Source organism: Algoriphagus litoralis (assembly GCF_003259255.1).
GTDB classification, from domain to species: domain Bacteria; phylum Bacteroidota; class Bacteroidia; order Cytophagales; family Cyclobacteriaceae; genus Algoriphagus; species Algoriphagus litoralis.
The window spans coordinates 322396-345821 of record NZ_QGOL01000002.1 but is presented as its reverse complement, the minus strand read 5'-3'; the positions used below and the strand labels follow the sequence as shown (position 1 = coordinate 345821).

Genomic DNA, 23426 nt, shown 5'->3' with positions numbered 1-23426 from the left:
CCGATGAATGAAATGATTTTTTCGATGAATGAACAGAATCCTTCGACGAATGAAAATCAGCAGGAAAATCTTAGACTCCTGGGAATGAAATCCCTTTCACCCGTCGGTAGAGATTGAGGGCATACTTATCTGTCATTCCTGAAATAAAATCGACTAGGCTTCTCAGCATGGGATAGGGATTCACTTCAGCACCCCAGCCCTTGAGGGGAAAATCTTCTGGGAGAAGTCTCAAAATACTTTTATCCTGCCCGGAGAAGAGATCAGGATGATAAAACTGGTGATAGAGCGCCTGAGAAAAAACCGAAAGCAATCCTTCCAAAACCTGAAAACCTGCGGCCTCTTTCTCCAATACCACCTTGGAGCGGTAGATACTTTTTATTGAAGTGGCAGAAATCTGTGCCAGCGCTTTGGCTGAGGGAATGATGTCAGTCAACGCTTTGTCAAAATTTCCTTTGCGCATTCCTTCCTCATATTTGTCAAATACTTCCACGGTCTCTCGGATCAATTGACCGATTGCTATGGCCCGAAGAATACCCAAATTCTGGGCCTGTGTCCGGTCTTTGAGCTTTTCTTTATCAAATCGCTCTCCTAGAATGGGTTTCAGCAGACTAACCGTCTCCTCAAAACTCACCAAGCCCATCGTACAGCCATCCTCGAGATCGATGATATTGTAGCAGATATCATCTGCTGCCTCTACTAGAAACGCAAGTGGATGCCGGACCCAAGATTCTGCACTGATTTTCTCGATGCCAAGTGCATCGGTCATCATTTCAAAATCAAGCAGTTGATTGATAAAAAATCCGAATTTCTTCTGGCTTTTTCTGGCGATATCACGCTGGGGAATGAAGCTAGGCCGGGGATATTTGGTAAAAGCCGCAAGTGTCGCGTAAGTCAAGTTCAGGCCAAATTGCTTCGAGACCAACATCCGAAAGCCTTGGGCATTTCCCTCGAAATTAACTAAATCTGCCCATTGGTCGACTCTGACATGCTTTTCCCAGACTTTGCCGTAGGCATGAAATCTAAAAAAGTCCGATATCGCTTCCTCTCCCGCATGGCCAAATGGAGGATTGCCAATATCATGTGTCAAAGCAGCTGCGGCGACAATAGACCCGATCGCCGAAGCAGAAATACCCGATTTCTCCAGGGTTGGATATTTTTCCAAAAGGATCTCACCTGCAGATTTACCCAGCGATCGGCCGACACTGGACACCTCCAAGCTGTGAGTCAATCTGGTGTGGACAAAGGCTTGCTCTGGAAGTGGAAAAACCTGAGTCTTATCCTGTAGATTCCTAAAAGGCGCTGAAAAAATTATCCTGTCGTAATCAATTTCAAATTCTGTTCTGCTGGTTTCCAAATTGAGCGACTTTGGAGTTTCTCCAAAACGACCGCTTGCCAGCAATTTTTCCCATTTCATCATCCCCAAAATTAAAAAGCTCCTGAGATTAATCTTGTATTAAATAAAACTTTGATGTGTTGGCATGGGGATTGGACTTAGTGGGCTGAAAACAGACTGAACCTAACTAACATCCCGATGAAAAAAATTGCAAATTTTCTTTTCCTCAGCTTAATTTTCTTGGCTGCTTTTGGTTGTGATACTGACGATGCGCCAAAATCCGGTCAGGCTAAAGTTAATTTCTATTTGGTCGATGCGCCAACGGTTGCTTTTGATGAAGTATGGATTGAGGTCCTTGCCCTCCGTGTGAAGGCAGACTATGAAGAGAGTGAAATGACCGAAGACGATGATTCTTGGGAAGAAATCATTTTTGAAGGCAGCAGGTATATCAATCTTTTAGACCTGACTGGTGGAAATTCCCTCTTGCTTGGTACGGATGATTTCCCGGAAGGAGAGATAGATCAGGTCCGTCTAATTCTTGGAGAGGACAATTACCTGATGAAAGATGGTGAAAGATTTGAACTCAAAACTCCAAGTGCACAGCAAAGCGGACTTAAAATCAAAGTAGATCAAATTGTTGAAGCTGGAAGTGAATATAATTTGGTTATTGATTTTGATGTAGCGAAATCTATCGTAGTTGCAGGAAACTCTGGGAATATCATCCTTAAGCCAGTACTACGTGCTTTTCTTGAGCAATCACAAGGTCTACAAGGTCAGGTGCTTCCGATCGAAGCTCAACCTATCCAAGTGACTGTAAGTGGCGGAGGCCAAGTATACGATTCATTTGTCAGTGAAAGCGGCAATTATGTACTTCAAGGCATCGCCCCTGGAACATATACCATTACCTTCACTCCAAATGAGGCTTACAATCCCGTCACCGTAGCCGATGTACTTGTGGAGGCAGGAAAGCTTACCTCAGTTCCAGCTGTGACACTCACACTGAAATAACGGAAGAAAATGTTGGCCAAGCTCCCGGCATTTTCTTTTCATTCTAAGCAGGCAAACTACCGGGATTGATGAGTTTTGGGCTAAATTTACCCCGTGAAAAGATTTAAGCCTCTTCTGATTCTATTTTTCCCGATTTTGATCTGGTCATGCAAAGAATTTGATGACAGTCCCAAAGCGCTAGTCAACGTACTTTTGATTGATGCTCCTGCACAGTGGGATTCGGTCATTGTCGAAATTCAAGGCGTGGAGCTGGAGTTTGTACCAAATGGCCGCGGAGGTGAAGTTCAGCAGTTGTTTTGGCCTTACGAGCCCGGAGACAAACTGATCGATATCTCGCAGCTGGTCGGCGGGACTGCACTTCCAGTCGCCAGAAATGAGATGCAACTTGGCCAAATCACCGGAATCACGCTTAGACTTGGTCCAGAAAATTCCCTTTATCTCGATGAAGACCGGTATGCGCTGAATCTCCCTGGGGGAAATACGGATTATTTCTTACCCATTTCCTTAGATCTGGAACAGGGTTTTTCGTATGACCTCATTTTGGATTTTGACCTGGAAAAGTCGATTCAAGTCGCAAATTCAAATCCGCTGACAGTGAATTTTAATCCTACAATTTCGGCTTATTCGGGAATTGGGCGAAGTGACTTGACAGGATCTACCAGTCCTGCGGAAATTCGTCCGGCGATCTATGCAATCCAGCAAGGTGACTCCATCAGTACCCATACCAACTCCAGCGGAAACTTTACTTTCCGATTGGAACCCGGCACCTACGATGTTTTCATTGATCCAAAAGATTCACGCTACAATACCGACACGATCAGAGGAGTAATCATCGAGCCTGGCAAAACCAAAGCTTTGGAACGCATCACCTTGACCAGGAAATGATAGAAAGGGATTCACGCTACATGATTAGGGCCTTGGAACTCGCCGAAAACGGTCGCGGTAAAGTCAGTCCAAATCCCATGGTAGGCTGTGTAATCGTCCATGAAGATAAAATCATCGGAGAAGGTTACCACCAAATCTATGGCGGGCCTCATGCCGAAGTCAATGCCGTTCATTCGGTAGAAAATCAAGAATTACTTCGCGACTCCACCGTGTATGTGACTTTGGAGCCTTGTGCACATTGGGGCAAGACGCCACCCTGTGCAAACCTACTTGTGGAAAAGCAGGTGAAAAAAGTAGTGATAGCCGCTTTCGATTCCAATCCATTGGTTGGTGGAAAGGGGATTGAAATTCTCAGAAATGCCGGAATAGAGGTCGAAACAGGGCTTTTGGAAAAAGAAGCACGAGGGCAGAACAGACGGTTTTTCACCCAGATCGAAAAACAACGACCTTATATCATCTTAAAATGGGCGCAAACTTTTGATGGGTATGTAGCCAGAGAAGACTTCTCCTCGAAATGGATCAGCGGAACACAAAGTCGGCAGTTAGTTCACAAGTGGCGAGCCGAAGAAGATGCAATTTTGGTTGGAAAAAACACTGCGCTTCACGATAACCCAAGCCTGAATGTCCGGGATTGGGTCGGAAAAAATCCAGTTCGGATGGTATTGGATTCCAGACTGGAACTACCAGAAAGTCTAAATCTGTTTAATCGATCAGCGCCTACTATTCGGTTCAACTTAACAAAATCAGAATCTTCAGAAAACCTTGATTTAGTTCAATTGGCCTCAGGTTTTTCGATTTCGGATATTCTAGATGAACTACAAAACCGAAAGATCCAAAGTCTGATCGTAGAGGGGGGAAGCAGGGTTTTAGCAAATTTTATAGAAAGTGGACTTTGGGATGAGGCCAGAGTTTTTACAGGAAAAGTTAAATTTCACACCGGAATTCCTGCACCTGAATTGAACCAAAACCCAGACGAAACACTTCATATCGGAGAAGATCTATTGACCATTTACCACCATGTCTGAATCCTTATTTATCCCCGAAGCAGGTACCAAAGTTGAAAAATACGAAGCAGTTATTCCTCAAATTGAGGTTTTGATCTCTGGCGAACCTGATCTGTATGCCAACCTTGCCAATATCGCAGCGGCATTGAGAGAAGCCTTTGGTTTTTTTTGGGTGGGATTTTATTTAGTAAAAAATGAGCAGTTGGTTCTAGGGCCATTTCAGGGGCCAATCGCCTGTACCCGAATCAATTTTGGCAAAGGCGTCTGTGGTACCGCATGGAAGGAAGCAAAAACGCAACTTGTTCCGGATGTAGATGCTTTTCCTGGCCACATCGCCTGCAGTTCAGCCTCCAAGTCCGAAATCGTCGTGCCTGTTTTTAAAGGAGATGAGGTGGCAATGGTACTCGATGTCGACAGCGATCTTTTGGCAGATTTTGATCAGACCGATCAGGACTATCTGGAAGAGTTGATGGGGATATTGAGCAAAACAATTTGATCAAATTGATCCTAATGCAAAAGCGTTAACAATCTCCAGCGTCTTTTCTTTTTCCTCCACCATTCCCATATGTCCTACACCCTGTAGTTCGATGTAGTGGGAAAATGCGTCTCTTTGCGCTCGGCTGGCTTCGATTTTAACAGCACCGTCTTCTGTTCCTGCAATCAATAGTTTCGGGCCAGAATAATGTTTCAGAACTTCTAAACGGTCTGGTCGATCGCGCATCGCACCTGCATAGGCAATCAAACCCTTCAGCGTAGATCGTTTTGCATCTTCGATTGCTTTTTCGATTTCTTGAGCCAATTCCTCCCTCCGGTTTTCAGGAAAAAGTGGTGGGACAAATGAAGTCACAAACTTTTCCACACCGTTTTTTCGAAGAAATGTGATCGTCCGATTTCGCATTTCCTTTTTATCCGCATCATCTGAGAAGGCGGTGGAGTGAAAAAGACCGATGGATTTGATGCGATTTCCCATCAGTTCCAACAGCGCAAGCCCAACATATCCTCCCAGTGAATGGCCAATCACGATTGGGTCTAGGATCTGGTTTACTTCCATCCAATCTTCCAGAATCACGGCTACTTCCTCAAGGGAAATCTGATCTCCTTCAATTAGCGAGCCGCCTATTCCCGGTAAATCGGGACAAAAAACATGAAATTTGGGAGAAAGGCTTTCGGCAAAATCCTTCCACATGTTTCCAGTCTCACAAAATCCGTGAATAAGGACTAAAGGCTGACCTTTTCCTTTTTCAAAAAAATGAATCATGAGTGAAAAGAGGGGTTTTATGAACTATGAGCAACTTCAGCAAGGCTTCTGACCGCATCTGCAATTCCCGCAGGATCAAATCCGCATTCTCGATGCAATTCGATCTGCTCACCATGCTCGATAACTTCGTCAGGAATTCCTAGTCGCTTTACCTGCGCAGCGTAACCGTTATCAACCATCCATTCCAAGACTGCTGAACCGAATCCTCCCATCAGGCAACCATCTTCGACGGTGATCACTTTCTTGAATTTGCCAAAAATCTCATGTAACAACTCCTCATCTAAAGGCTTGACGAATCGCATATCAAAATGAGCCGGATCCATACCTTCTTTACCCAAAGTGGCGCACGCCTGCACGGCATAATTCCCAATATGACCTATTGTGAGGATAGCAACATCCTTACCTTCCTTTACAATTCTACCCTGGCCGACCGGAATCTGTCTGAAGGGTGTTTTCCATTGTGGCATGACACCATTCCCTCTCGGGTACCTAATGGAATAAGGTCCTTCATGGAGGGAAGCGGAATACATAAGATTTCGAAGCTCTTCCTCATTCATTGGAGAAGACACGACAAGATTGGGGACGCAGCGGAAATACGCAATATCATATGCACCATGGTGTGTAGGTCCATCCGCTCCTGCAAAACCAGCGCGGTCTAAGCAAAAGACTACCGGTAAATTTTGCAAACAGACATCGTGGACCACTTGGTCGTAAGCCCGTTGCATAAACGTAGAGTAAATATTACAGAACGGAACAAGGCCTTGGGTAGCTAGTCCCGCTGAGAATGTAACTGCATGCTGCTCTGCGATGCCTACGTCAAAAGCACGGTCCGGCATCGCCTTCATCATGATATTGAGAGAGGAGCCGGAGGGCATCGCTGGCGTGACTCCCATGATTTTGGGGTTCATTTCCGCCAGTTCCACTAGCGTATGGCCAAACACATCCTGGTATTTTGGGGCTTGAGGTGTAGTAGGTACTTTTTTGAAGATCTCTCCAGTTACTTTATCAAAGGTCCCCGGTGCATGCCAGGTAGTTTTATTGCCGTTCTCGGCCGGGGCATAGCCTTTTCCTTTGACTGTGATGCAATGTAGGATTTTAGGTCCCGGTATGTCTTTCAGATCATTTAATATTTCGACCAGATGATTCACATCATGCCCATCCACTGGCCCGAAATAGCGAAGATTCAACGATTCAAAAAGATTGCTTTGCTTGAGCACAGCGGATTTGATGGCTCCTTCGACTTTGGAGATGACTTCTTGTGCACTGCTGCCAAACTTACTAAGCTTGCCAAGCATTTTCCACACCTCATCTTTCACCTTGTTATAGGTGTGAGAAGTTGTGATATCGGTGAGATAGTCCTTCAAGGCACCTACATTGGGGTCGATAGACATGCAATTATCATTGAGGATAATCAAGAGATTGGTATCACTGACTCCTGCATGATTCATGGCTTCAAAGGCCATTCCGCCTGTCATAGATCCATCACCGATTACAGCGACGTGCTGTATGTTGGAGTTTTTGTATTTGGAGGCTACTGCCATTCCAAGCGCTGCAGAAATAGAAGTACTCGAGTGGCCTACGCCAAAAGTATCGTATTCGCTTTCTTTACGCTTTGGGAAACCGGAAATACCGCCGTAGACTCTGTTGGTGTGGAATTTATCTTTTCTACCCGTAAGAATTTTGTGCCCATATGCCTGATGGCCTACATCCCACACTAGCTGATCTTCAGGTGTATTGAGTACATAATGCAATGCTACGGTCAATTCGACTACGCCCAGACTTGCACCAAAATGTCCCCCATACACCGAGACATTATCTACAATAAACTGACGGAGCTCGTCACAGATTTTGACGAGTTTGTCCTTAGGAAATTGCTTCAGGTCTTCTGGAGTATTGATTTGGGCGAGTAGTTCTCCGGGGGTGATTTGCATTGGCTGAAGTATTGGAATTGAAAAAGATAACAGCAGGCGAATAAGTTTGTTTACAAATTACGTGCGAGGATCAACCTCACGGTCCTGCTATATTCTTTCTGCCTCGGATTAATTTAGCTTAATTGGATATCTTTGGCTAATAGTCGGCAAAATTAACTAATAAAAATAACTATCCGGTGAGTTTCGATATCAAATTACCCCTCTTCGAAGGACCTTTTGATCTGATGCTGTTCTTCATAGAGCGCGACGAACTGGATATCTATGACATTCCCATTTCCAAGATTACCAATGATTTTCTGGAGTATATTCATCATTTGGAGAAAATGGAGATCGAGGTGGCGAGTGATTTCATTCTCTTTGCTGCCACACTGATGAAAATCAAATCACGAATGCTTCTACCTAGGCCAGAGCTGAATGAAAAAGGAGAAGAAATTGACCCAAGGGAGGAGTTGATCAGAAATCTTTTGGAGTACAAAAAATACAAATCTGTCATCGGAGATCTTGCTCAGCTTGAGTCTGATCGCCTGTCCAAAGAGAAAAGAGGGAATCTGGCCAAGGAACTTTTGGAACTTAGTAAAAACGATGACGTTGAAGCGGAGATGCAGCACGTAGACCTCTACAAGCTGTTGAAAGTATTCCAAAAATGCATGGCCCGTCTTGCCTCACGTGTGGATGAAACCAAACACACTGTGATTCAGTACCCTTACACGATTGAGCAACAAAAGGACTTTGTTTTGGAGAAAATCAGCTTCAAAAAACAGGTCCCTTTTGATGAATTCATCCAATATAACCCCGAAAAAATCTTTGTGATTTATACGTTTTTGGCCATACTTGAACTTCTCCAGTTATCCCTTGTCACCATCATTATTGGAGAAGGATACAATAATTTTTGGGTAGAAAAGACTGAGCCAATCGCTGCGGCCTGATATGAAGTTGGACAATAAAAAGATCTTTCAGACGCTGAACCCTAATAAGGTATGGGTACCCGTCCTCATTGGATTGGGGATAGTCTTTGCGATGTTTTACTTGGATCCTTCGATCACAGCCGATTCGCTCAAGGGGGTTTTTGACGCCTCGATTCCCTGGTTGTTTTTTGCCATTCTGGTTCTGTTTTTTCGGGATTTTGGCTACGTCTACCGGATCAGGGAAATCACCGACCGGCACCTCACTTGGACTAGAGCCATTTATGTGATCATCCTATGGGAATTTGCCTCGGCAGTGACTCCCTCTGTAGTAGGCGGGACAGCTGTGGCGATTTTTATCTTGAATAAAGAAGGAATCAAAATGGGAAAAGCCATTGCCTTTGTCATGGTGACGGCGATTTTGGACAATCTCTTTTTCGTCATTGGGGCTCCGATCATTCTGTTTTTTGCCAAAGGAAATATTTTCCCGGACAGCAAACTCCTCGAGACCCAAATGGAAAATAGCCTTCAGGCAATTTTCTGGGTCAGTTATAGCCTGTATGCAGGGTATAGCTTGGTGATGGCATTGGCTCTATTTTTCCGACCAAGGGTATTCAAATGGGTATTGATCAAAATTTTCACGATCAAGTTTCTTAGAAAATGGAAGCATGACGCACAGGAATATGGCGACCAGATCATAGAAGCTTCAAGGCAACTGACTGGCAAAAACTATCGGTATTGGGTCAAAATAATCTTTGCAACAATTTTCATCTGGACTTCACGCTACCTGATGCTGAATGCGCTGATTTCAGCATTTGTACCCTTAACCTGGGAACAGGAAATTATCGTTTTTGCCCGGCAGGTGATCATGTGGATCGTAATGATGATCTCGCCAACACCGGGAAGCAGCGGGACAGCGGAGTTTTTCTATGCGCAGTTTTTTACCCAATTCCTGGGAAGCTACACCTTTGTGACCAGCATTGTCTGGAGACTTTTCTCCTATTATCCCTACCTGATTTTAGGGGCAATTTTCCTCCCTCGCTGGATCCGACAGGTATTTTTCAAAAAGAAACAAGCACTCGAAGAAGAATAAAATGGGCAGTGACTTAACCCTAGCTCAACTGATATCTATCACACAAGGAAAAGTCCAGGGAAGGGATTTTTCCGGTACGATCTGGCAGATCAGCATTGATTCCCGGCAAATCATCCAACCGGATCGATGCCTGTTCGTGGCACTTCGTGGAGCCAAAGCAGACGGAGCAGCTTATATCCCCAAGATCATCCGAGAGGGTATTTCGGTTTTTTTAGTTCATTCCGATTGGCAAATCGATGCCGAACTAGCCCGGCAAGCTACCTTCGTTCAGGTGAATGATACACGGATGGCTCTTCAGGCCATTGCCGCTTTCCAACGGAGCCAATTCCATAAACCCGTCGTAGGAATTACGGGAAGCAATGGAAAAACCATCGTCAAAGAGTGGCTGGGGCAGGTGTTGAGTGAAAAATTTACCGTAGCCAAAAGTCCCAAAAGCTACAATTCCCAAGTGGGTGTTCCGCTGTCTATCTTTGGAATCAAGCCCTATCACCAAGTCGCTTTACTTGAAGCGGGCATTTCGAGAAAAGGGGAAATGGCAACACTTTCGGAAATGATTCGGCCAGATTTGGGGATCTTTACCAACATCGGCTCGGCACATGAGGAGGGATTTACCAGCATTCACGAGAAAATCATTGAGAAACTGAGGCTTTTCACCTCTAGCAAGCTGCTCATTTATTGCAAAGATCAATCTCTGGTTAGCAAAGCTATCGAAGAGGCTTTCCCGCAGGAAAAACTGATTAGCTGGTCCACTAATCCCGGAGCGGATTATTCCGTCTCGGTGAAAAAGCAAGAATCGCAAAGCAAAATCATTTTGGTGAACAAGATGCTCAATACGTTCACCTTTCAGGTACCGTTTACCGATTCGGCCTCGGTGGAAAATATCACCCATGTAATCCTCGCTGCATTGACCTTGGGACAGGAGTTTACCTCCATTCAGGATGGGTTAAATCACCTGAAGCCAGTTGATATGCGGTTAACGCTGAAGCCGGGATTGAATGATTCTTTGCTGATCGATGACACGTATAACAATGACATCGCAGGGCTGAAGGTTGCTCTAGAGTTCCTTAGTCAGCAGCGTCCAAAACGAAGAAAAATCCTGATTCTATCAGATCTTTTACAGCAAGGTATCCCCGAAAAAGTCTACATCGAGGTCGCCGAACTGATCAAATCGTATGGATTGGATCACATCATCGGAGTGGGGAAAGAAGTGGGGCGACTTCAGGAGTTTTTCCCCGGAAAGTTTGAAAATCATCCGTCTACAGAAGAGTTGCTTCAAGCCCTTGATCTGGAAGCGTTCCAAAATGACCTGATCCTAATCACGGGTGCTAGACCCTTTGCATTTGAGCGTATTGTCGATAAGCTCCAGCTGCGCATCCACGGTACCACTCTCGAAATCAACCTCAATGCCCTGACACATAATTTTAACTTTTTCAAAAAACTGGTCCGCCCAGAAACCAAAATGATGGTCATGGTGAAGGCTTTTGCCTACGGTGGAGGGGCTGCCGAAATCGCCAATCATTTGCAAACCATGGGCGCAGACTACCTGGCAGTGGCATTTTCAGATGAAGGGGTGGTTTTAAGAAAACAAGGGATCAGACTCCCTATCATGGTACTCAATCCGGTGGAAGAATCCTTTGATTTGATCAGGGAGTATGACCTACAGCCGGTAGTATTTAGTCCTGAGTTTTTCAGAAAACTTGGGAACTATGCCAAAAACCACCAAGCACAAATTGCCATTCATCTGGACCTGGATACAGGTATGCATCGATTAGGGTTTGAAAAACAACATTTGGAGGAGTTGAAGGGCTTGATCCTTGACTTCCCTGAGTTAAAAATTGCAAGTATCTATACCCACCTCGTAGGAGCAGATGAAGAAGTGCATGAGGCATTTTCTTTGGAGCAATTGCGCTTGTTCACAGCAATGAAAACAGCCATTGAAGCCAATCTGGACTACAAGCCTCTAATCCATGCGCTCAATTCAGCCGGAATCGTTCGTTATCCAGAATATCAGATGGATATGGTCAGATTGGGAATTGGGCTCTATGGTGTCGAGGTTACAGGGAAATTTGACAGCAATCTACGGTCTGTTAGTACGCTTAAAACCACTGTCTCCCAGGTGAAATCACTACCTGCAGGTGCTACAGTCGGCTATTCCAGAAAAGGAATACTCCCCGAAGGCGGGAAAATAGCCACCTTAGCCATCGGTTATGCAGATGGATACGACAGGCGGTTTTCGCAAGGCAAAGGATATGTTCTCATTCATGGGAAAAAGGCTCCTGTAGTTGGAAATATCTGTATGGATATGACCATGGTAGATGTCAGTCTGATCGACGTATCTGCTGGAGATGAGGCAATCATCTACGGTGCTGAAGTTTCGCTGAAAGAACTTGCAGACAGAATCGGCACGATCCCCTACGAGTTACTGACCAATATCAGTACCCGGGTCAAGCGGGTATATTACTTAGATTAAGGTAATTTTTCTAAATTCCCCCATGTTCCTTACGAAAAAGAGACTTGCTCATATTGTTTTTGAATCTAATGACAAAGCTTCCCGAACTTTTGACCTGGTTTTACTTTGGTTGATTTTCGGATCCATCATTGTAGTTATCCTTGACTCCGTGGCCTCCCTTCATTTGAAATATGGGGAGATTTTTTACATCCTTGAGTTAGCTTTTACTTTACTCTTTACTCTGGAATATATGCTACGGGTATGGTTGACTAGCAAAACACTCAAATACGTGACAAGCTTCTACGGAATAGTAGACTTATTGGCTATTCTGCCGGTTTATTTGAGTTTTTTCATTTTGAATACCCAGCTTCTTTCGGTGATTCGAGCCTTACGACTACTCCGTGTGATCCGGATTCTAAAACTTGGAAGATACCTCTCGGAGGCGGATTTTCTGAGGGAATCCCTGAAGGCCAGCGCCACCAAAATCCAGATTTTCCTATTCTCTGTTTTGACCATTGTCTTGATCATGGGCACCTTGATGTTTGTGGTAGAGGGGCCTGCAAGTGGATTTACCAGTATTCCTGTAGCCATGTATTGGGCGATAGTTACTTTGACTACAGTTGGCTTCGGAGACATTACTCCACAGACTCCATTTGGTCAACTTTTGGCCTCACTCATCATGCTTCTAGGCTATGCAATTATTGCCGTACCAACGGGAATAGTGAGTTCAGAAATGGCGAAACGAAGAAAACCTGAGCACTTTGAACATGCCAAGAGCTGCACCCATTGTGGGTTTGATCACCTGGAAAAAGGCGATAAATATTGCAGAAACTGCGGAGAGCAAATTCCGGATTAACCGGGTCGGTATTTCTTTTCCAAATTTTGAGCAGTGTAAATACTCCCTCTTCCGCTTGCAACAAAGGAGATCAGACAGGCCAATCCCAAAAAAATCCCAGCTTCATAGCCAAAAAGCTCCATACCCATCACGGTACAGGCCATCGGAGTATTCGTCGCTCCAGCAAAAACTCCCACAAACCCCATCCCTGCCAGAAGGGCCAAAGGCAATGGAATCCATGATGCCAGTGCATTGCCCAGAGTCGCTCCAGTGAAAAATAGAGGAGTCACTTCTCCTCCTTTAAATCCTGAACCCAAAGTCAATCCCGTCAAACCAGTCTTTACCAACCAATCATACCACGGCAAGGGAACCTCAAAAGCCTCCACGATTCTAGGAACTCCAAGTCCGATGTAGGTCGTCGATCCGGTGAAATAGACAATCAATGCAACCAAAACTCCCCCCACAAGGGGCCGAAGTGGTGGGTAGGAGATAGTTTTGAGGAAAACCGCCGAAACCCCATGTCCTGTCTCAGCAAAAAGCCTGGCAGCAAGTCCAAAGGCAATCCCCGCCGGAATCACCCAAGCCAAATTAGCCAAGGAATGGATCGGAATATCTGAAATAGCATAGCCAGTATGTCCTACACCCCATAGCAATTCACAAGTCCAATCTGCGACAAATGCAGCCAAAAATGCAGGAAAAAGGGATTCCCACCGAAATTTCCGGGTCAACATCCACTCAAGTGAAAAAATCGCCCCAGCGAGCGGAGTTCCAAAAACCGAGGCAAATCCACCTGCTACTCCACAAATGAGGATTAGTCTCCGGTTTTCTTCATTGAGCGAAAACCATTTAGTCAATTGATCGGCTAATGAACCACCCATCTGAACCGCTGTACCTTCCCGTCCCGCTGATCCACCAAAGAGATGCGTAAAAATCGTCCCAAAAAGTACCAAAGGAGTCATTCTCAAAGGAATCGGATTTTTGGTCTTGTAGAGTTCCTCCAGTAGAAAATTATTGCCCTTTACAGAATTGGCCCCATAATGGTGATACACATAACCAATCCCGAAGCCTGCAAACGGTAGTAAGGCTATCAACCAGAGATTAGCTTCGCGAAGATTGGTCGCCCAATCCAGTGAAACCAAAAAAATCGCTGATGCTGAACCCGATAAAACCCCTGCCAAAGTGGCCAGGCTAAGCCAAAGGATAACATACCGCGTAAATTGTCTTTTATTCACAAATTAGGATTTGGTACAAAATAAGTCGAAATCATCAACTAGAGATACATTCAAATAATTTAAACCCAAACCAAATGCTCGGACGCTTGTCTCGAAATCGTACATTATATCTGTTTATAATTTGATTTAAAAATAAGCACCTGGAATGTACCCGTAGGAACTTTCTATAATTAAAGAAGATCTTCTCAGGGGCATTTCAACCAATTCCGGGTATTTCAGGTTACTTTAGAAATTGTCACTCATGCAAAATATTTTAATTACCGGCGGTTCGGGCCTAGTAGGTCAGCAAATCACTTCCCTACTTGAAAAAAAGGGATATCAGGTAGCTTGGCTTAGCAGATCTTCACAATCCGGCCGAAAATCATTTATCTGGAATATTGAAAGGCAAGAGATCGATGAAAAAGCCATCGAATGGGCTGACGCCATCATTCATCTGGCAGGTGCAGGTGTGGCGGAAAAACGGTGGACCCCAGAGCGTAAAAAACTGATTTTACAATCTCGCACTCAAAGTACCCAGTTGTTGTACCATGCCTTGGAAAAATCAGATCAACGTCCCAATACCTTTATTTCAGCATCAGCTGTCGGGTATTATGGATTTAATACCGGAACAGCACTAGTGGATGAGACGAGTCCTTCGGGTTCAGATTTTCTTGCTGAAGTGGTAAAGGCTTGGGAAAGTGAAGCTAAGAAAATGGAAAGTCTCGACCTACGAACAGTACTTCTGCGGATCGGAATCGTTTTGGATGCAGAAGGAGGAGCTCTGGGCGAAATGCTCAAGCCACCCGTAGCCGCTCCACTGGGTTCGGGAGATCAATGGATGAGCTGGATCCACATTGAAGACCTGGCGCGAATGTTTGTTTTCGCCTTGGAAAAGACCACACTCCAGGGAGTGTACAACGCCGTAGGACCTAATCCGGCCACCAATCAACAACTGACCCAAGAAGCTGCCAGTGCAAAAGGAAAGCCTTACATTGGAATCGGAGTTCCTGGATTTGCCTTGAAATTAGTCCTGGGAGAGATGGCAGCGATGGTACTCGGCGGAAATCGTGTTTCCTGTCAAAAGATCCAAAAGGCAGGATTCCAGTTTGAGTTTTATGAGCTTTCAGCTGCGCTGAAAGACATTTTTCACAATTGATTGACTAAAGCCTTTTATTCCTCCCGATAGCAAACCAAAGCACTGTCCCCAAAAGGGGGACCAAAAGAACAATCAAAATCCAGATCAACCGGTCATTGGAATTGGCAAACTTGCTGGTCACCACATCATAAATCGTATAGGCATAAACTAGTATTCCTAGAAATTTCCACATGCTCAGTTCAGTTTAGATCCTTTTCTTAATATCAAATAGGCGATCGGCCCGATCACCTGCGCAAAGAGTATAACTACCACCCAGATCAATTTCATATTTTGATCCCTGAAATCAGAACGGATCACATCGATCAGGCAATAGATCCAAAGGAAAAAATAGAAAACCGATAATAAAAGGAATAAAAAAGCTATTCCTCCTCCCATGTTTTGAATAAATAGTGCTGTCATTTTTCGATTAGTAATGCGTCTTTTTGTGAAAATTAGGTTGAAATGTTCTCCTCACTTTGGTCCGCCGATTCATACTTAAATAAAGGAATGTACCAATAATCGGAGCAAAAAGGATCAAAATCAACCAGATCAATTTTTGGTTTGGTCCCTGAAAATCACTTCTCAGGCAATCAAAAAGCGCATAGGCCCAAAATCCAAGGTAAATAAGGCCTGATAATTGCCAAATCAGCAAACCATATCCTTGAGTTATCAATTCCATATCGTTTATTCAATTATTTTTACCACCGATCCAAAATAGCTTTTTTTGATAAAACTTAGTAAGAATTTAGTCCAAAGTTTAAACCCCAACTCATGAAGAAGTACACCCTAGCAGTGCTTTTAGCTCTATTTTATTCACTCAGTTTCGCACAGGATCTGAGTTATTACCTTCCCAAAGGCTTCACCTATAATCCCGCAATACCTACCCCAAAAGACGTTTTAGGCTATGAGGTAGGCGAATGGCATGTCACTCATGATCAGCTGGTGATGTACATGAAAGCTGTTGCCGAGAAATCTGATCGGGTGATTTTCGAAGAAACAGGAAGATCTTATGAAAAAAGACCGCAGACACTCTTGACGATCACTTCCCCTGCTAATCTCACTAAACTGGATCAGATCAAAGCCGAGCGGGCCAAACTCCGAGATCCCAATGCCTCCGTTTCCATAGAAAATATGCCCGTGGTCATGTTTATGGGCTATTCAGTCCACGGCAATGAGCCAAGTGGAGCCAATGCCGCATTGGTAGCAGCGTATCACTTTGCTGCGGCAAATGAAATCGCAGCAGATCTGGAAAATATCGTGCTTTTGCTTGACCCTGCGATCAATCCAGACGGGTTGAATCGCTTTGCCTCTTGGGTCAATTCCCACAAAGCCTTCGTCATGAACGGCGACCCGGCTCAGCGAGAACTCAATGAAGCCTGGCCACGAGGCCGTACCAATCACTATTGGTTTGACTTAAACCGCGACTGGCTTCCTGTACAGCACCCAGAGTCCAGAAATCGGGTCAGAGTCTTTCAAAGCTGGCTGCCAAACATCCACTTGGATTTCCACGAAATGGGGACGAACAGCACCTTCTTTTTTCAGCCGGGGGTTCCTTCCCGGATGCACCCCTTGACGCCGGACAAGAACTTTGAATTGACCGAAAAAATCGGGACCTACCATGCAAAAGCTCTAGACCAAATCGGTTCCCTGTATTACAATCAGGAGAACTACGATGACTTCTATTATGGAAAAGGCTCCACCTATCCCGATGTACAGGGGTCTATTGGGATCCTTTTTGAGCAGGCTAGCTCCAGAGGACATCTGCAAGAAAGTGCCAATGGCATGTTGAGTTTTCCGTTTACAATCAGAAATCAGTTTACTGCCAATCTTTCTTCCTACCAAGCCGCCAAAGAAATGCGGGTGGAGCTGAATCAATGGATGAAGGACTTTTACTCCGAAATCAAAAAAGAAACAGACGTAGATGTCAACAAGGCCTATATTTTCGGGGCAAAAGAAGATGATGCGAGAAGCTTCCATTTGGCTGATTTGATTCTGCAGCACGACATCAAAGTCTTTGCCTTGAATGAAAACATCACGGTGAATGGAAAGGAATTTAAAAAGGAAACTTCCTACATCGTCCCAGCCGATCAGCCGCAATACAGGCTGATCAAGGCAATGTTTGAGACTCGCACTACTTTCAAAGACAGCTTGTTCTATGATATTTCGGCTTGGACCTATCCCATGGCTTTCCACTTGGATTACATGGCGCTCAACAGTAAGATCCTCAATCTCGCCAGTGTCAGACAAGTGGATAAATCCAATTTCTCGCTTGCCCCAGGTAAGGTCAACGGGAATGCAGGAGCGTATCAATATGCCATGGAGTGGACGGATTACTACGCTCCCAAAGCTGCTTATCAATTGCTCAAAGCAGGTTTCTTAGTCCGTGTATCCAATACTGAATTCACCACTGCAGCCGGAAAGACCTATGGCAGAGGTACGCTTTTGATAGACAAAGGGGAGTCAGGACTGGACGATCAAGCCTTTTTTGCGAAACTTCAGGCGATAGCTTCTGAGGCTCATGTAGAAATCAACGCTTTGACCACAGGATATACTAGTGGAGCCAATCTGGGATCAACATTTATGGTTCCGCTGAAAACCCCTCAAATTGCCCTGTTGGTTGATGGAGGCGTGGATAGCGGCGAAGCAGGTGAAATCTGGCATTTGCTGGATCAGCGAATGAAAATGCCAGTGACTTTACTGCCTGTGGGATCAGTAGGTATGGCAAATCTAGACCGATATAATGTAATCCTCATGGCAGATGGCAACTACAATTCTCTAGGAAAAATGGGTGCCGAAAAGTTAAAAGAGTGGACCTCCAAAGGTGGTACATTGGTAGCAAAAGGCGGGGCAATTCGATTCCTAGCTGCTAACGAAGTCGGAAATTTCACTTTCAGAACTGTGGATAACTCAGAGAAAGGCCTACAAAAAAGTTATGCGGATTTCGAAAATGCGACAGGTGCAAAAGGAACTTTTGGTGCAATCTTCAAGGCAAATCTTGATGTAACTCATCCAATCGGGTATGGCTATTCGGAAAAAGAAATCTACACTTTCCGAAATGACAACTTCTTTATGGAGGTTTCTACAAACCCATATGCCAATCCTCTGGTATACACCGAAAGCCCGCTAGCTTCAGGATACCTTCATCCAAGTAATCTTCCAGGCATTCAGAATGGAAGTGTGATTCGAATATCAGGTGTGGGAAGAGGTAGAATCATTGGATTTGCAGACAATCCAAACTTCCGTGCATTCTGGTTTGGCACGAATAAGCTGTTTATGAACTCCATCTTCTTCGGTCAAGTCATTGACGGAGGCACGACACGTTAACAGATTGATATCCCGATTTTTCCGTCGGGATTTCTTTTTTTCCACTCAAAGAAAATCCAAACCTATTCTCAGCAAGTTTCAGTTAAAGCGAACATGAAGAAAATCCTACCTTTAATTGCCGCACTATCTATCTCGGCAGGCGTTTCCATGGCTCAGGAAATGAGTTTTGAAAACTACAACCCACCCTCCACACTCAAGGTCCCCCAAAACCCAGTCACTCGCGCAAAATTCCCTTTCGTAGATATCCACAGCCATCAAGGGGGGATCAATGAAGCCAAAATCGACCAACTCGTCCGAGAAATGGATGAGTTGAACATGGGCGTTTTGGTGAATCTTAGTGGCAGGGGATTTGGTCGGGGAGATAGCAATACGCAACAAGAATACATCAAATCGATGATCCAGGAATTCAACACCCATGCACCGGGAAGATTCATGGTGTTCACCAACTTGAATTTTGCGGGCTTCGGAGACTCAGAATGGAGCAGAATTGCGGTCAAAGAGCTGGAAGAGGATGTGGCAGCAGGTGCTTCAGGGCTGAAGATATACAAAAGTTTGGGCTTAAACTCGGTAGATATCAATGGAAAAAGAATTCCCGTAGATCATCCGGATCTGGATCCTGTCTGGGCCAAAGCCGGCGAACTTGGGATTCCTGTAATCATCCACTCCGCGGATCCTGCACAGTTTTGGCAGCCTATGGATTCTACCAATGAGCGTTGGTTGGAACTGAAGCTGAACCCAAACCGAAAAAGATCTGCGACAGACCCTGTTCCTTTTGAGCAGATCATCGCCGAGCAGCACCATGTTTTTGCGAAGCATCCAAAGACTACCTTCATCAATGCGCACATGGGCTGGATGGCCAATGATTTGGATGCAGCTGAAGCACACCTTGAAAAGTACCCCAATGTCAACTTTGGAATCGGTGCTGTAATCGCGGAATTTGGCAGGCAGCCCAAGCGTGCCAAACAATTTTTCATCAAATACCAAGATCGGGTTCTCTTCGGGAAAGACGCCTACAATCCCCAGGAATTCCATACCTACTTCCGCGTGCTGGAGACTGAGGATGAGTATTTTCCCTATTACAAAAAGTACCATGCCTTCTGGGCGATGTATGGCTTGGGACTTCCTGATGAGGTCTTAAAAAAGCTTTACTACAAAAATGCGCTGAGAATTGTGCCGGGCATGGACAAGTCACAGTTTCCGGATTGACCTCATGAATTTACTTGGAAATATTTTAATCGGAATTGGTTTTACGCTTGTTCTGGTGGGCCTTATCTTTTGGTATTTAAACTGGCCAGATATGTTTCAGGGAAGGATCAGTGGTTTTGTGCTTATAGGTCTAGGGTTATTGGTGCGATTTTTTAGAAGAAAGAAAAATGGAAAATTGACTTAAATCTTAGAAACAAAAAAGGAGGATAGGATTGACCAATTTTGACTTTTGGATGAAAAATCCGTTATTCTTATATGGTCAAATCTGTTACATTTTTCACGTTTGGAAAAGCAAGAATTAAGACAAAACTTAAATTTCTTGCGGCTTTGATTGTAATATTGTTGACGACTATCTTTCAGGATTTCCTTCAGTCGAGGTATCATTCTTACTCGTTTTACTTTTCGGAGTCGCTGCTGTTTAATCTGTATTGGGCGCTGATTATTCCGGTCACATTCCTATTGCGGTTTGTTTTCCGAAGCTCACAGATCATTTTGAAAATCCGCTCTAAATGGGCAATCAGGTCTTTTTTTGTGTTCTTGGCTACGACGCTCCACCTTTTGATTTTTGCCTTTTTAGTGTTTTCAGTCTCTGGATTATTCTATGATCACACCTTTGGATTTTGGGAAAATGTCGTCTATTCCCTTTCCAATGATTTTTACAAATATCTGCTGATCTACACCGCGATTTCCCTGATTCCAAATAAAGCATCACAGAATCCTGAAGTGCAAAAAGCAACTGAAAGTCCTGACTTTTTGCTTTTGCAGAAAGGGAAAAGAATAGAGAAAGTTTCCATAGAATCCATTCAATACATTACTTCTGCTACCCCCTATGTCGAGTTCTTTACTAAGGAAAGAAAGTATTTACAACAGGGTTCACTTAAATCATTTTCGGAAAAACTGGATCCTTCAGTCTTTGTACGAATCCATAAAACCACCTTGGTAAATGTCCAAAAAGTAGATTCGATCAGTTCCCGAGGAAATGGAGATTACGATCTTTTGCTATCCAATGGACAGCAGCTTCGTCTGAGTAGAAATTACGTCCCAGACTTTCGAAGCAGATTTGAGCAAGCTCCCACAGGTTGATCTAAAATTAACTCAGGATAGACGATTCAATTTTCTGGCTTCCCATACTTTCGCTCACTTTGTAGAAAAAAGTAAGCGATGAACCGAAACCTTATCCGATGCCTGATCTTTTGTTCCATTTTTCTGAGCATCAACTGCTCCGGGCAGTCCCAAAAATCAGTTGGCGGTAGCTGTGAGGGTTGCGAAGCGATCTATGAATTTGGGGAAGAAAACCTGACTAATGTGGATACGCTACCGGATTTTGAAAGCACCGAACCCAAGCTTAAACTTACCGGAACGGTATTTCAGCGTGATGGAAAAACTCCGGCCAAAGACGTTATCCTCTATGTCTACCATACCGACAGAACGGGCTTTTACCCAAAAAAAGGAAATGAAACCGGATGGGCAAGACGACACGGATACCTACGGGGTTGGATCAAAACAGATCAAAGCGGGCGTTACACATTTTACACGTTCCGTCCTGTTGCATACCCTGACCGAACCGAACCTGAACACATTCACCTCACTGTCAAAGAGCCGGACAAAAACGAGTATTACCTAGATGACTTCGTGTTTGAAGATGACCCGATTTTGACGCAGGAAAAACGATCGTTTCTCAGCAATCGGGGAGGATCCGGGATCGGAAATCCAGAACCAGAAAACGGGATGCTCATTTTTCGAAGGGATATCATTTTGGGTCTTAATATTCCTGACTATGAATAAAATAGGAATGCTGTTTCTGCTTATCATGGCATCCTCATGTGTGGATAAGTCAAATTCTGAAGTCCAAAAAGCTCTTGTTCAAGCGCAACAAAGTCAAAGTAAAATTGATCTTTTGGAACTAGACACGATAAAACTTGATATGGAACGATCCAAATTATTCTGGAAAGGAACCAAAATGCGAGGAGCCGGAAGTCATGAAGGAGAAGTGAAAATCACTCAAGGATTTATGTTGAAGGATAAAAATGGATTTTCAGGAGGGAAATTTGAAATCGATATGAAGTCTATTTCTATTACTGATATCCCTAAAACCGATCCGATTCCGATCAAAAACCTCACTGAACATTTAATGCATTCTGATTTTTTTGATGTGGATAACTTTCCAACTTCAGAATTTGAAATCAACGAAATCAAGATTCATTTATCTGAAAATCTGGAGGTTTCCGGAAATTTGACAATTCGGGCAATTACCAAAAACATTACTTTTTCCGCCATTCAAAGAGGTAACACCATTTCCGCCCAATTTCTTATCGATCGTTTTGATTGGATTATTGCTTATGAAGGCTCTTGGGCAGATCGCACTTTGGTGGATCGCGACATCGAATTCCGGATTGCGCTCGTGCTGGATAAGGCAAAATTGGAATAAAGTAAAGCGGCTATTCATAACATCTTTTCTTTGTAAAGAAAATTGGAAAAACTTTACACATTATCTTCTATATGTAAAGAAAAGCTTGTTTTCTTTACATAAGGAATTACCTTTGTAAAGAAAATCGATTTTTCTTTACATATCATGTCTTGGAAGCTTATCCCTTTGCCTTATGCTGAGGATTTGGAAACCAAATCCATCCTCAAGCAACTGCCTGCAGCGCATGCAGCTTTGGCAGAATTGAAGGGAATAGTCCAATCGATTCCCAATCAAATCATTCTGTTGAATACTCTGGGAATTCAGGAAGCGAAGGACAGTTCCTCGGTCGAAAATATCATCACCACGCACGATGATTTGTACAAGGCCAACTTAGATTTCGAGGTGAATATCTCTCCTGATATCAAAGAGGTGCAAAACTACGTGGCCGCGATGAAGCGGGGATTTGAATTGGTCCAAGCCCAAGGATTGTTGACCAATCAGACGATTCTAAAAATTCAGGAAACTTTGGAAGGTAACAATGCTGGCTTTCGCAAGCTTCCCGGCACAGCGTTGAAAAATGCCCAAACGGGAGAGAATGTCTACTTACCTCCTCAAGATCCGGAGGAGATTTTGAACCTGATGACCAATTTGGAGCAGTTTATCCACAATGTGGAGATGAGTGACTACGATCCTTTGGTGAAGATGGCCATTATTCACTTTCAGTTTGAAAGCATCCATCCCTTCTACGATGGCAACGGGAGAACTGGTAGGATTTTGAACATTCTCTACTTGGTGTTGACAGGATTGCAAAAGCTCCCAATTCTTTACCTCAGTAGCCATATTATCCGAAATAAGACGGATTACTACCGATTGCTACAAGGAGTGCGTGAAAATGGCGATTGGGAGAGTTGGATCAGCTACATGATTCAGGGCGTGGAAAACACCGCCAAAGAGTCCATTCTACTGATCGAAGAACTCAAGATCCTAATGGCTGAAATGAAAAACACACTTCGGAATAATTACAAGTTCTACTCCCAGGAGCTGCTCAATAATCTCTTTGCGCATCCCTACACCAAGATCGAGTTTCTCGTGCGCGATCTGGGTGTCTCCCGCATCACCGCCGCCAATTACCTGAATCAATTGGCTGCCGACGGCGTCCTGCGAAAGGAAAGGCTAGGAACCGGGAATTATTATGTGAATGAAAAGCTCTTTGCGCTGCTGAGTAGCAGGTGATTTCCCCGCTGATCTGCGCGGATAAAATACGCGGATCCTCGTCGATCTATACTAATCTGCGATGATCCGCGACTTTTTTTGCGGGAATCAGCGGGAACTCTTCATTTTTCCTGTAGATTTTCGCTGAATAATCCAGCTGATCTGCACAGGTTTTTTCAGTGGGAACCGTTGCGAGTAAACCATAAAATCCTGTTTTCAGAAATTCAGGAAGC

22 protein-coding genes are annotated in these 23426 nt (G+C 44.2%); 15 read left to right on the top strand and 7 right to left on the bottom strand.

Annotated features, from left to right (window positions below):
• Nucleotides 1-70: 70 nt before the first annotated feature.
• Nucleotides 71-1414 carry a dGTP triphosphohydrolase gene (dgt, locus tag DK188_RS01400; RefSeq protein ID WP_111669368.1) on the bottom strand — a complete coding sequence of 448 codons (1344 nt, stop codon included), beginning with the start codon at nt 1412-1414 and terminating at the stop codon, nt 71-73.
• Between the two features lie 117 nt (nt 1415-1531).
• On the opposite strand from dgt, the gene DK188_RS01395 reads away from it, so the two are divergent.
• From DK188_RS01395 to DK188_RS01380, 4 genes are all read left to right on the top strand, one after another.
• A complete protein-coding gene (locus DK188_RS01395; protein WP_111668991.1) occupies nt 1532-2341 on the top strand; it encodes a DUF4382 domain-containing protein in 810 nt (269 codons plus the stop codon).
• 93 nt (nt 2342-2434) lie between these two features.
• A complete protein-coding gene (locus DK188_RS01390; RefSeq protein WP_157963140.1) occupies nt 2435-3226 on the top strand; it encodes a DUF4382 domain-containing protein in 792 nt (263 codons plus the stop codon).
• Nucleotides 3223-4251: a bifunctional diaminohydroxyphosphoribosylaminopyrimidine deaminase/5-amino-6-(5-phosphoribosylamino)uracil reductase RibD gene (gene ribD, locus DK188_RS01385; RefSeq protein ID WP_232825634.1), complete on the top strand. Its 1029-nt coding sequence runs from the start codon at nt 3223-3225 to the stop codon at nt 4249-4251. Before DK188_RS01390 ends, ribD begins: the two co-directional genes overlap by 4 nt.
• On the top strand, nt 4244-4726 hold the full coding sequence (locus DK188_RS01380; RefSeq protein WP_111668989.1) for a GAF domain-containing protein: 483 nt from the start codon (nt 4244-4246) through the stop codon (nt 4724-4726). Before ribD ends, DK188_RS01380 begins: the two co-directional genes overlap by 8 nt.
• Here DK188_RS01380 and DK188_RS01375 read toward each other — a convergent pair whose 3' ends face one another.
• A complete protein-coding gene (locus DK188_RS01375; protein WP_111668988.1) occupies nt 4727-5488 on the bottom strand; it encodes an alpha/beta fold hydrolase in 762 nt (253 codons plus the stop codon).
• Nucleotides 5489-5505: 17 nt separating this feature from the next.
• Nucleotides 5506-7419 carry a 1-deoxy-D-xylulose-5-phosphate synthase gene (gene dxs, locus DK188_RS01370; RefSeq protein WP_111668987.1) on the bottom strand — a complete coding sequence of 638 codons (1914 nt, stop codon included), beginning with the start codon at nt 7417-7419 and terminating at the stop codon, nt 5506-5508.
• 176 nt (nt 7420-7595) lie between these two features.
• Between dxs and DK188_RS01365 the strand changes: the two genes are divergently transcribed.
• The 4 genes from DK188_RS01365 to DK188_RS01350 are packed head-to-tail and all read left to right on the top strand — an operon-like array spanning nt 7596 to nt 12719.
• Nucleotides 7596-8345, top strand: coding sequence for a segregation and condensation protein A (locus tag DK188_RS01365; RefSeq protein WP_111668986.1), 750 nt, complete (start codon nt 7596-7598; stop codon nt 8343-8345).
• 1 nt (nt 8346) lies between these two features.
• Nucleotides 8347-9414, top strand: a complete 1068-nt coding sequence (locus DK188_RS01360) for a lysylphosphatidylglycerol synthase transmembrane domain-containing protein (protein WP_111668985.1) — start codon at nt 8347-8349, stop codon at nt 9412-9414.
• Between the two features lies 1 nt (nt 9415).
• Nucleotides 9416-11884, top strand: coding sequence for a bifunctional UDP-N-acetylmuramoyl-tripeptide:D-alanyl-D-alanine ligase/alanine racemase (locus DK188_RS01355; RefSeq protein WP_111668984.1), 2469 nt, complete (start codon nt 9416-9418; stop codon nt 11882-11884).
• 22 nt (nt 11885-11906) lie between these two features.
• Entirely contained in the window at nt 11907-12719 is an 813-nt protein-coding gene (locus DK188_RS01350) for an ion transporter (protein ID WP_111668983.1), read from the top strand.
• Here the strand turns inward: DK188_RS01350 and DK188_RS01345 are convergent.
• On the bottom strand, nt 12716-13930 hold the full coding sequence (locus DK188_RS01345) for a voltage-gated chloride channel family protein (protein ID WP_111668982.1): 1215 nt from the start codon (nt 13928-13930) through the stop codon (nt 12716-12718). The two genes, DK188_RS01350 and DK188_RS01345, sit on opposite strands and share 4 nt — an antisense overlap.
• A gap of 241 nt (nt 13931-14171) precedes the next feature.
• On the opposite strand from DK188_RS01345, the gene DK188_RS01340 reads away from it, so the two are divergent.
• A complete protein-coding gene (locus tag DK188_RS01340; RefSeq protein ID WP_111668981.1) occupies nt 14172-15065 on the top strand; it encodes a TIGR01777 family oxidoreductase in 894 nt (297 codons plus the stop codon).
• Between the two features lie 4 nt (nt 15066-15069).
• On the opposite strand, the gene DK188_RS01335 is transcribed toward DK188_RS01340, so the two are convergent.
• From DK188_RS01335 to DK188_RS21820, 3 genes are read right to left on the bottom strand one after another with little or no spacing between them, the layout of a single operon-like run.
• Nucleotides 15070-15237, bottom strand: a complete 168-nt coding sequence (locus tag DK188_RS01335) for a PLDc N-terminal domain-containing protein (RefSeq protein ID WP_111668980.1) — start codon at nt 15235-15237, stop codon at nt 15070-15072.
• A gap of 2 nt (nt 15238-15239) precedes the next feature.
• Nucleotides 15240-15464, bottom strand: coding sequence for a PLDc N-terminal domain-containing protein (locus tag DK188_RS01330; protein WP_111668979.1), 225 nt, complete (start codon nt 15462-15464; stop codon nt 15240-15242).
• Between the two features lie 7 nt (nt 15465-15471).
• The gene (locus tag DK188_RS21820; protein WP_111668978.1) at nt 15472-15723 is read right to left on the bottom strand and encodes a PLDc N-terminal domain-containing protein; all 252 of its coding nucleotides are present in this window, start codon (nt 15721-15723) and stop codon (nt 15472-15474) included.
• 92 nt (nt 15724-15815) lie between these two features.
• Here DK188_RS21820 and DK188_RS01320 point away from each other — a divergent pair, with 92 nt between their 5' ends.
• The 6 genes from DK188_RS01320 (at nt 15816) to DK188_RS01290 (ending at nt 23214) form a co-directional block, all read left to right on the top strand.
• The gene (locus DK188_RS01320) at nt 15816-18368 is read left to right on the top strand and encodes a M14 metallopeptidase family protein (protein ID WP_111668977.1); all 2553 of its coding nucleotides are present in this window, start codon (nt 15816-15818) and stop codon (nt 18366-18368) included.
• Between the two features lie 93 nt (nt 18369-18461).
• Complete coding sequence (locus DK188_RS01315) at nt 18462-19574, top strand: amidohydrolase family protein (protein ID WP_111668976.1); 1113 nt, start codon at nt 18462-18464, stop codon at nt 19572-19574.
• Between the two features lie 255 nt (nt 19575-19829).
• Nucleotides 19830-20657, top strand: coding sequence for a LytR/AlgR family response regulator transcription factor (locus DK188_RS01305; protein WP_111668974.1), 828 nt, complete (start codon nt 19830-19832; stop codon nt 20655-20657).
• 78 nt (nt 20658-20735) lie between these two features.
• Complete coding sequence (locus DK188_RS01300; protein WP_111668973.1) at nt 20736-21359, top strand: dioxygenase family protein; 624 nt, start codon at nt 20736-20738, stop codon at nt 21357-21359.
• Entirely contained in the window at nt 21352-22002 is a 651-nt protein-coding gene (locus DK188_RS01295) for a YceI family protein (RefSeq protein ID WP_111668972.1), read from the top strand. Before DK188_RS01300 ends, DK188_RS01295 begins: the two co-directional genes overlap by 8 nt.
• 144 nt (nt 22003-22146) lie before the next feature.
• Complete coding sequence (locus DK188_RS01290) at nt 22147-23214, top strand: Fic family protein (protein ID WP_111668971.1); 1068 nt, start codon at nt 22147-22149, stop codon at nt 23212-23214.
• Nucleotides 23215-23426: the final 212 nt, after the last annotated feature.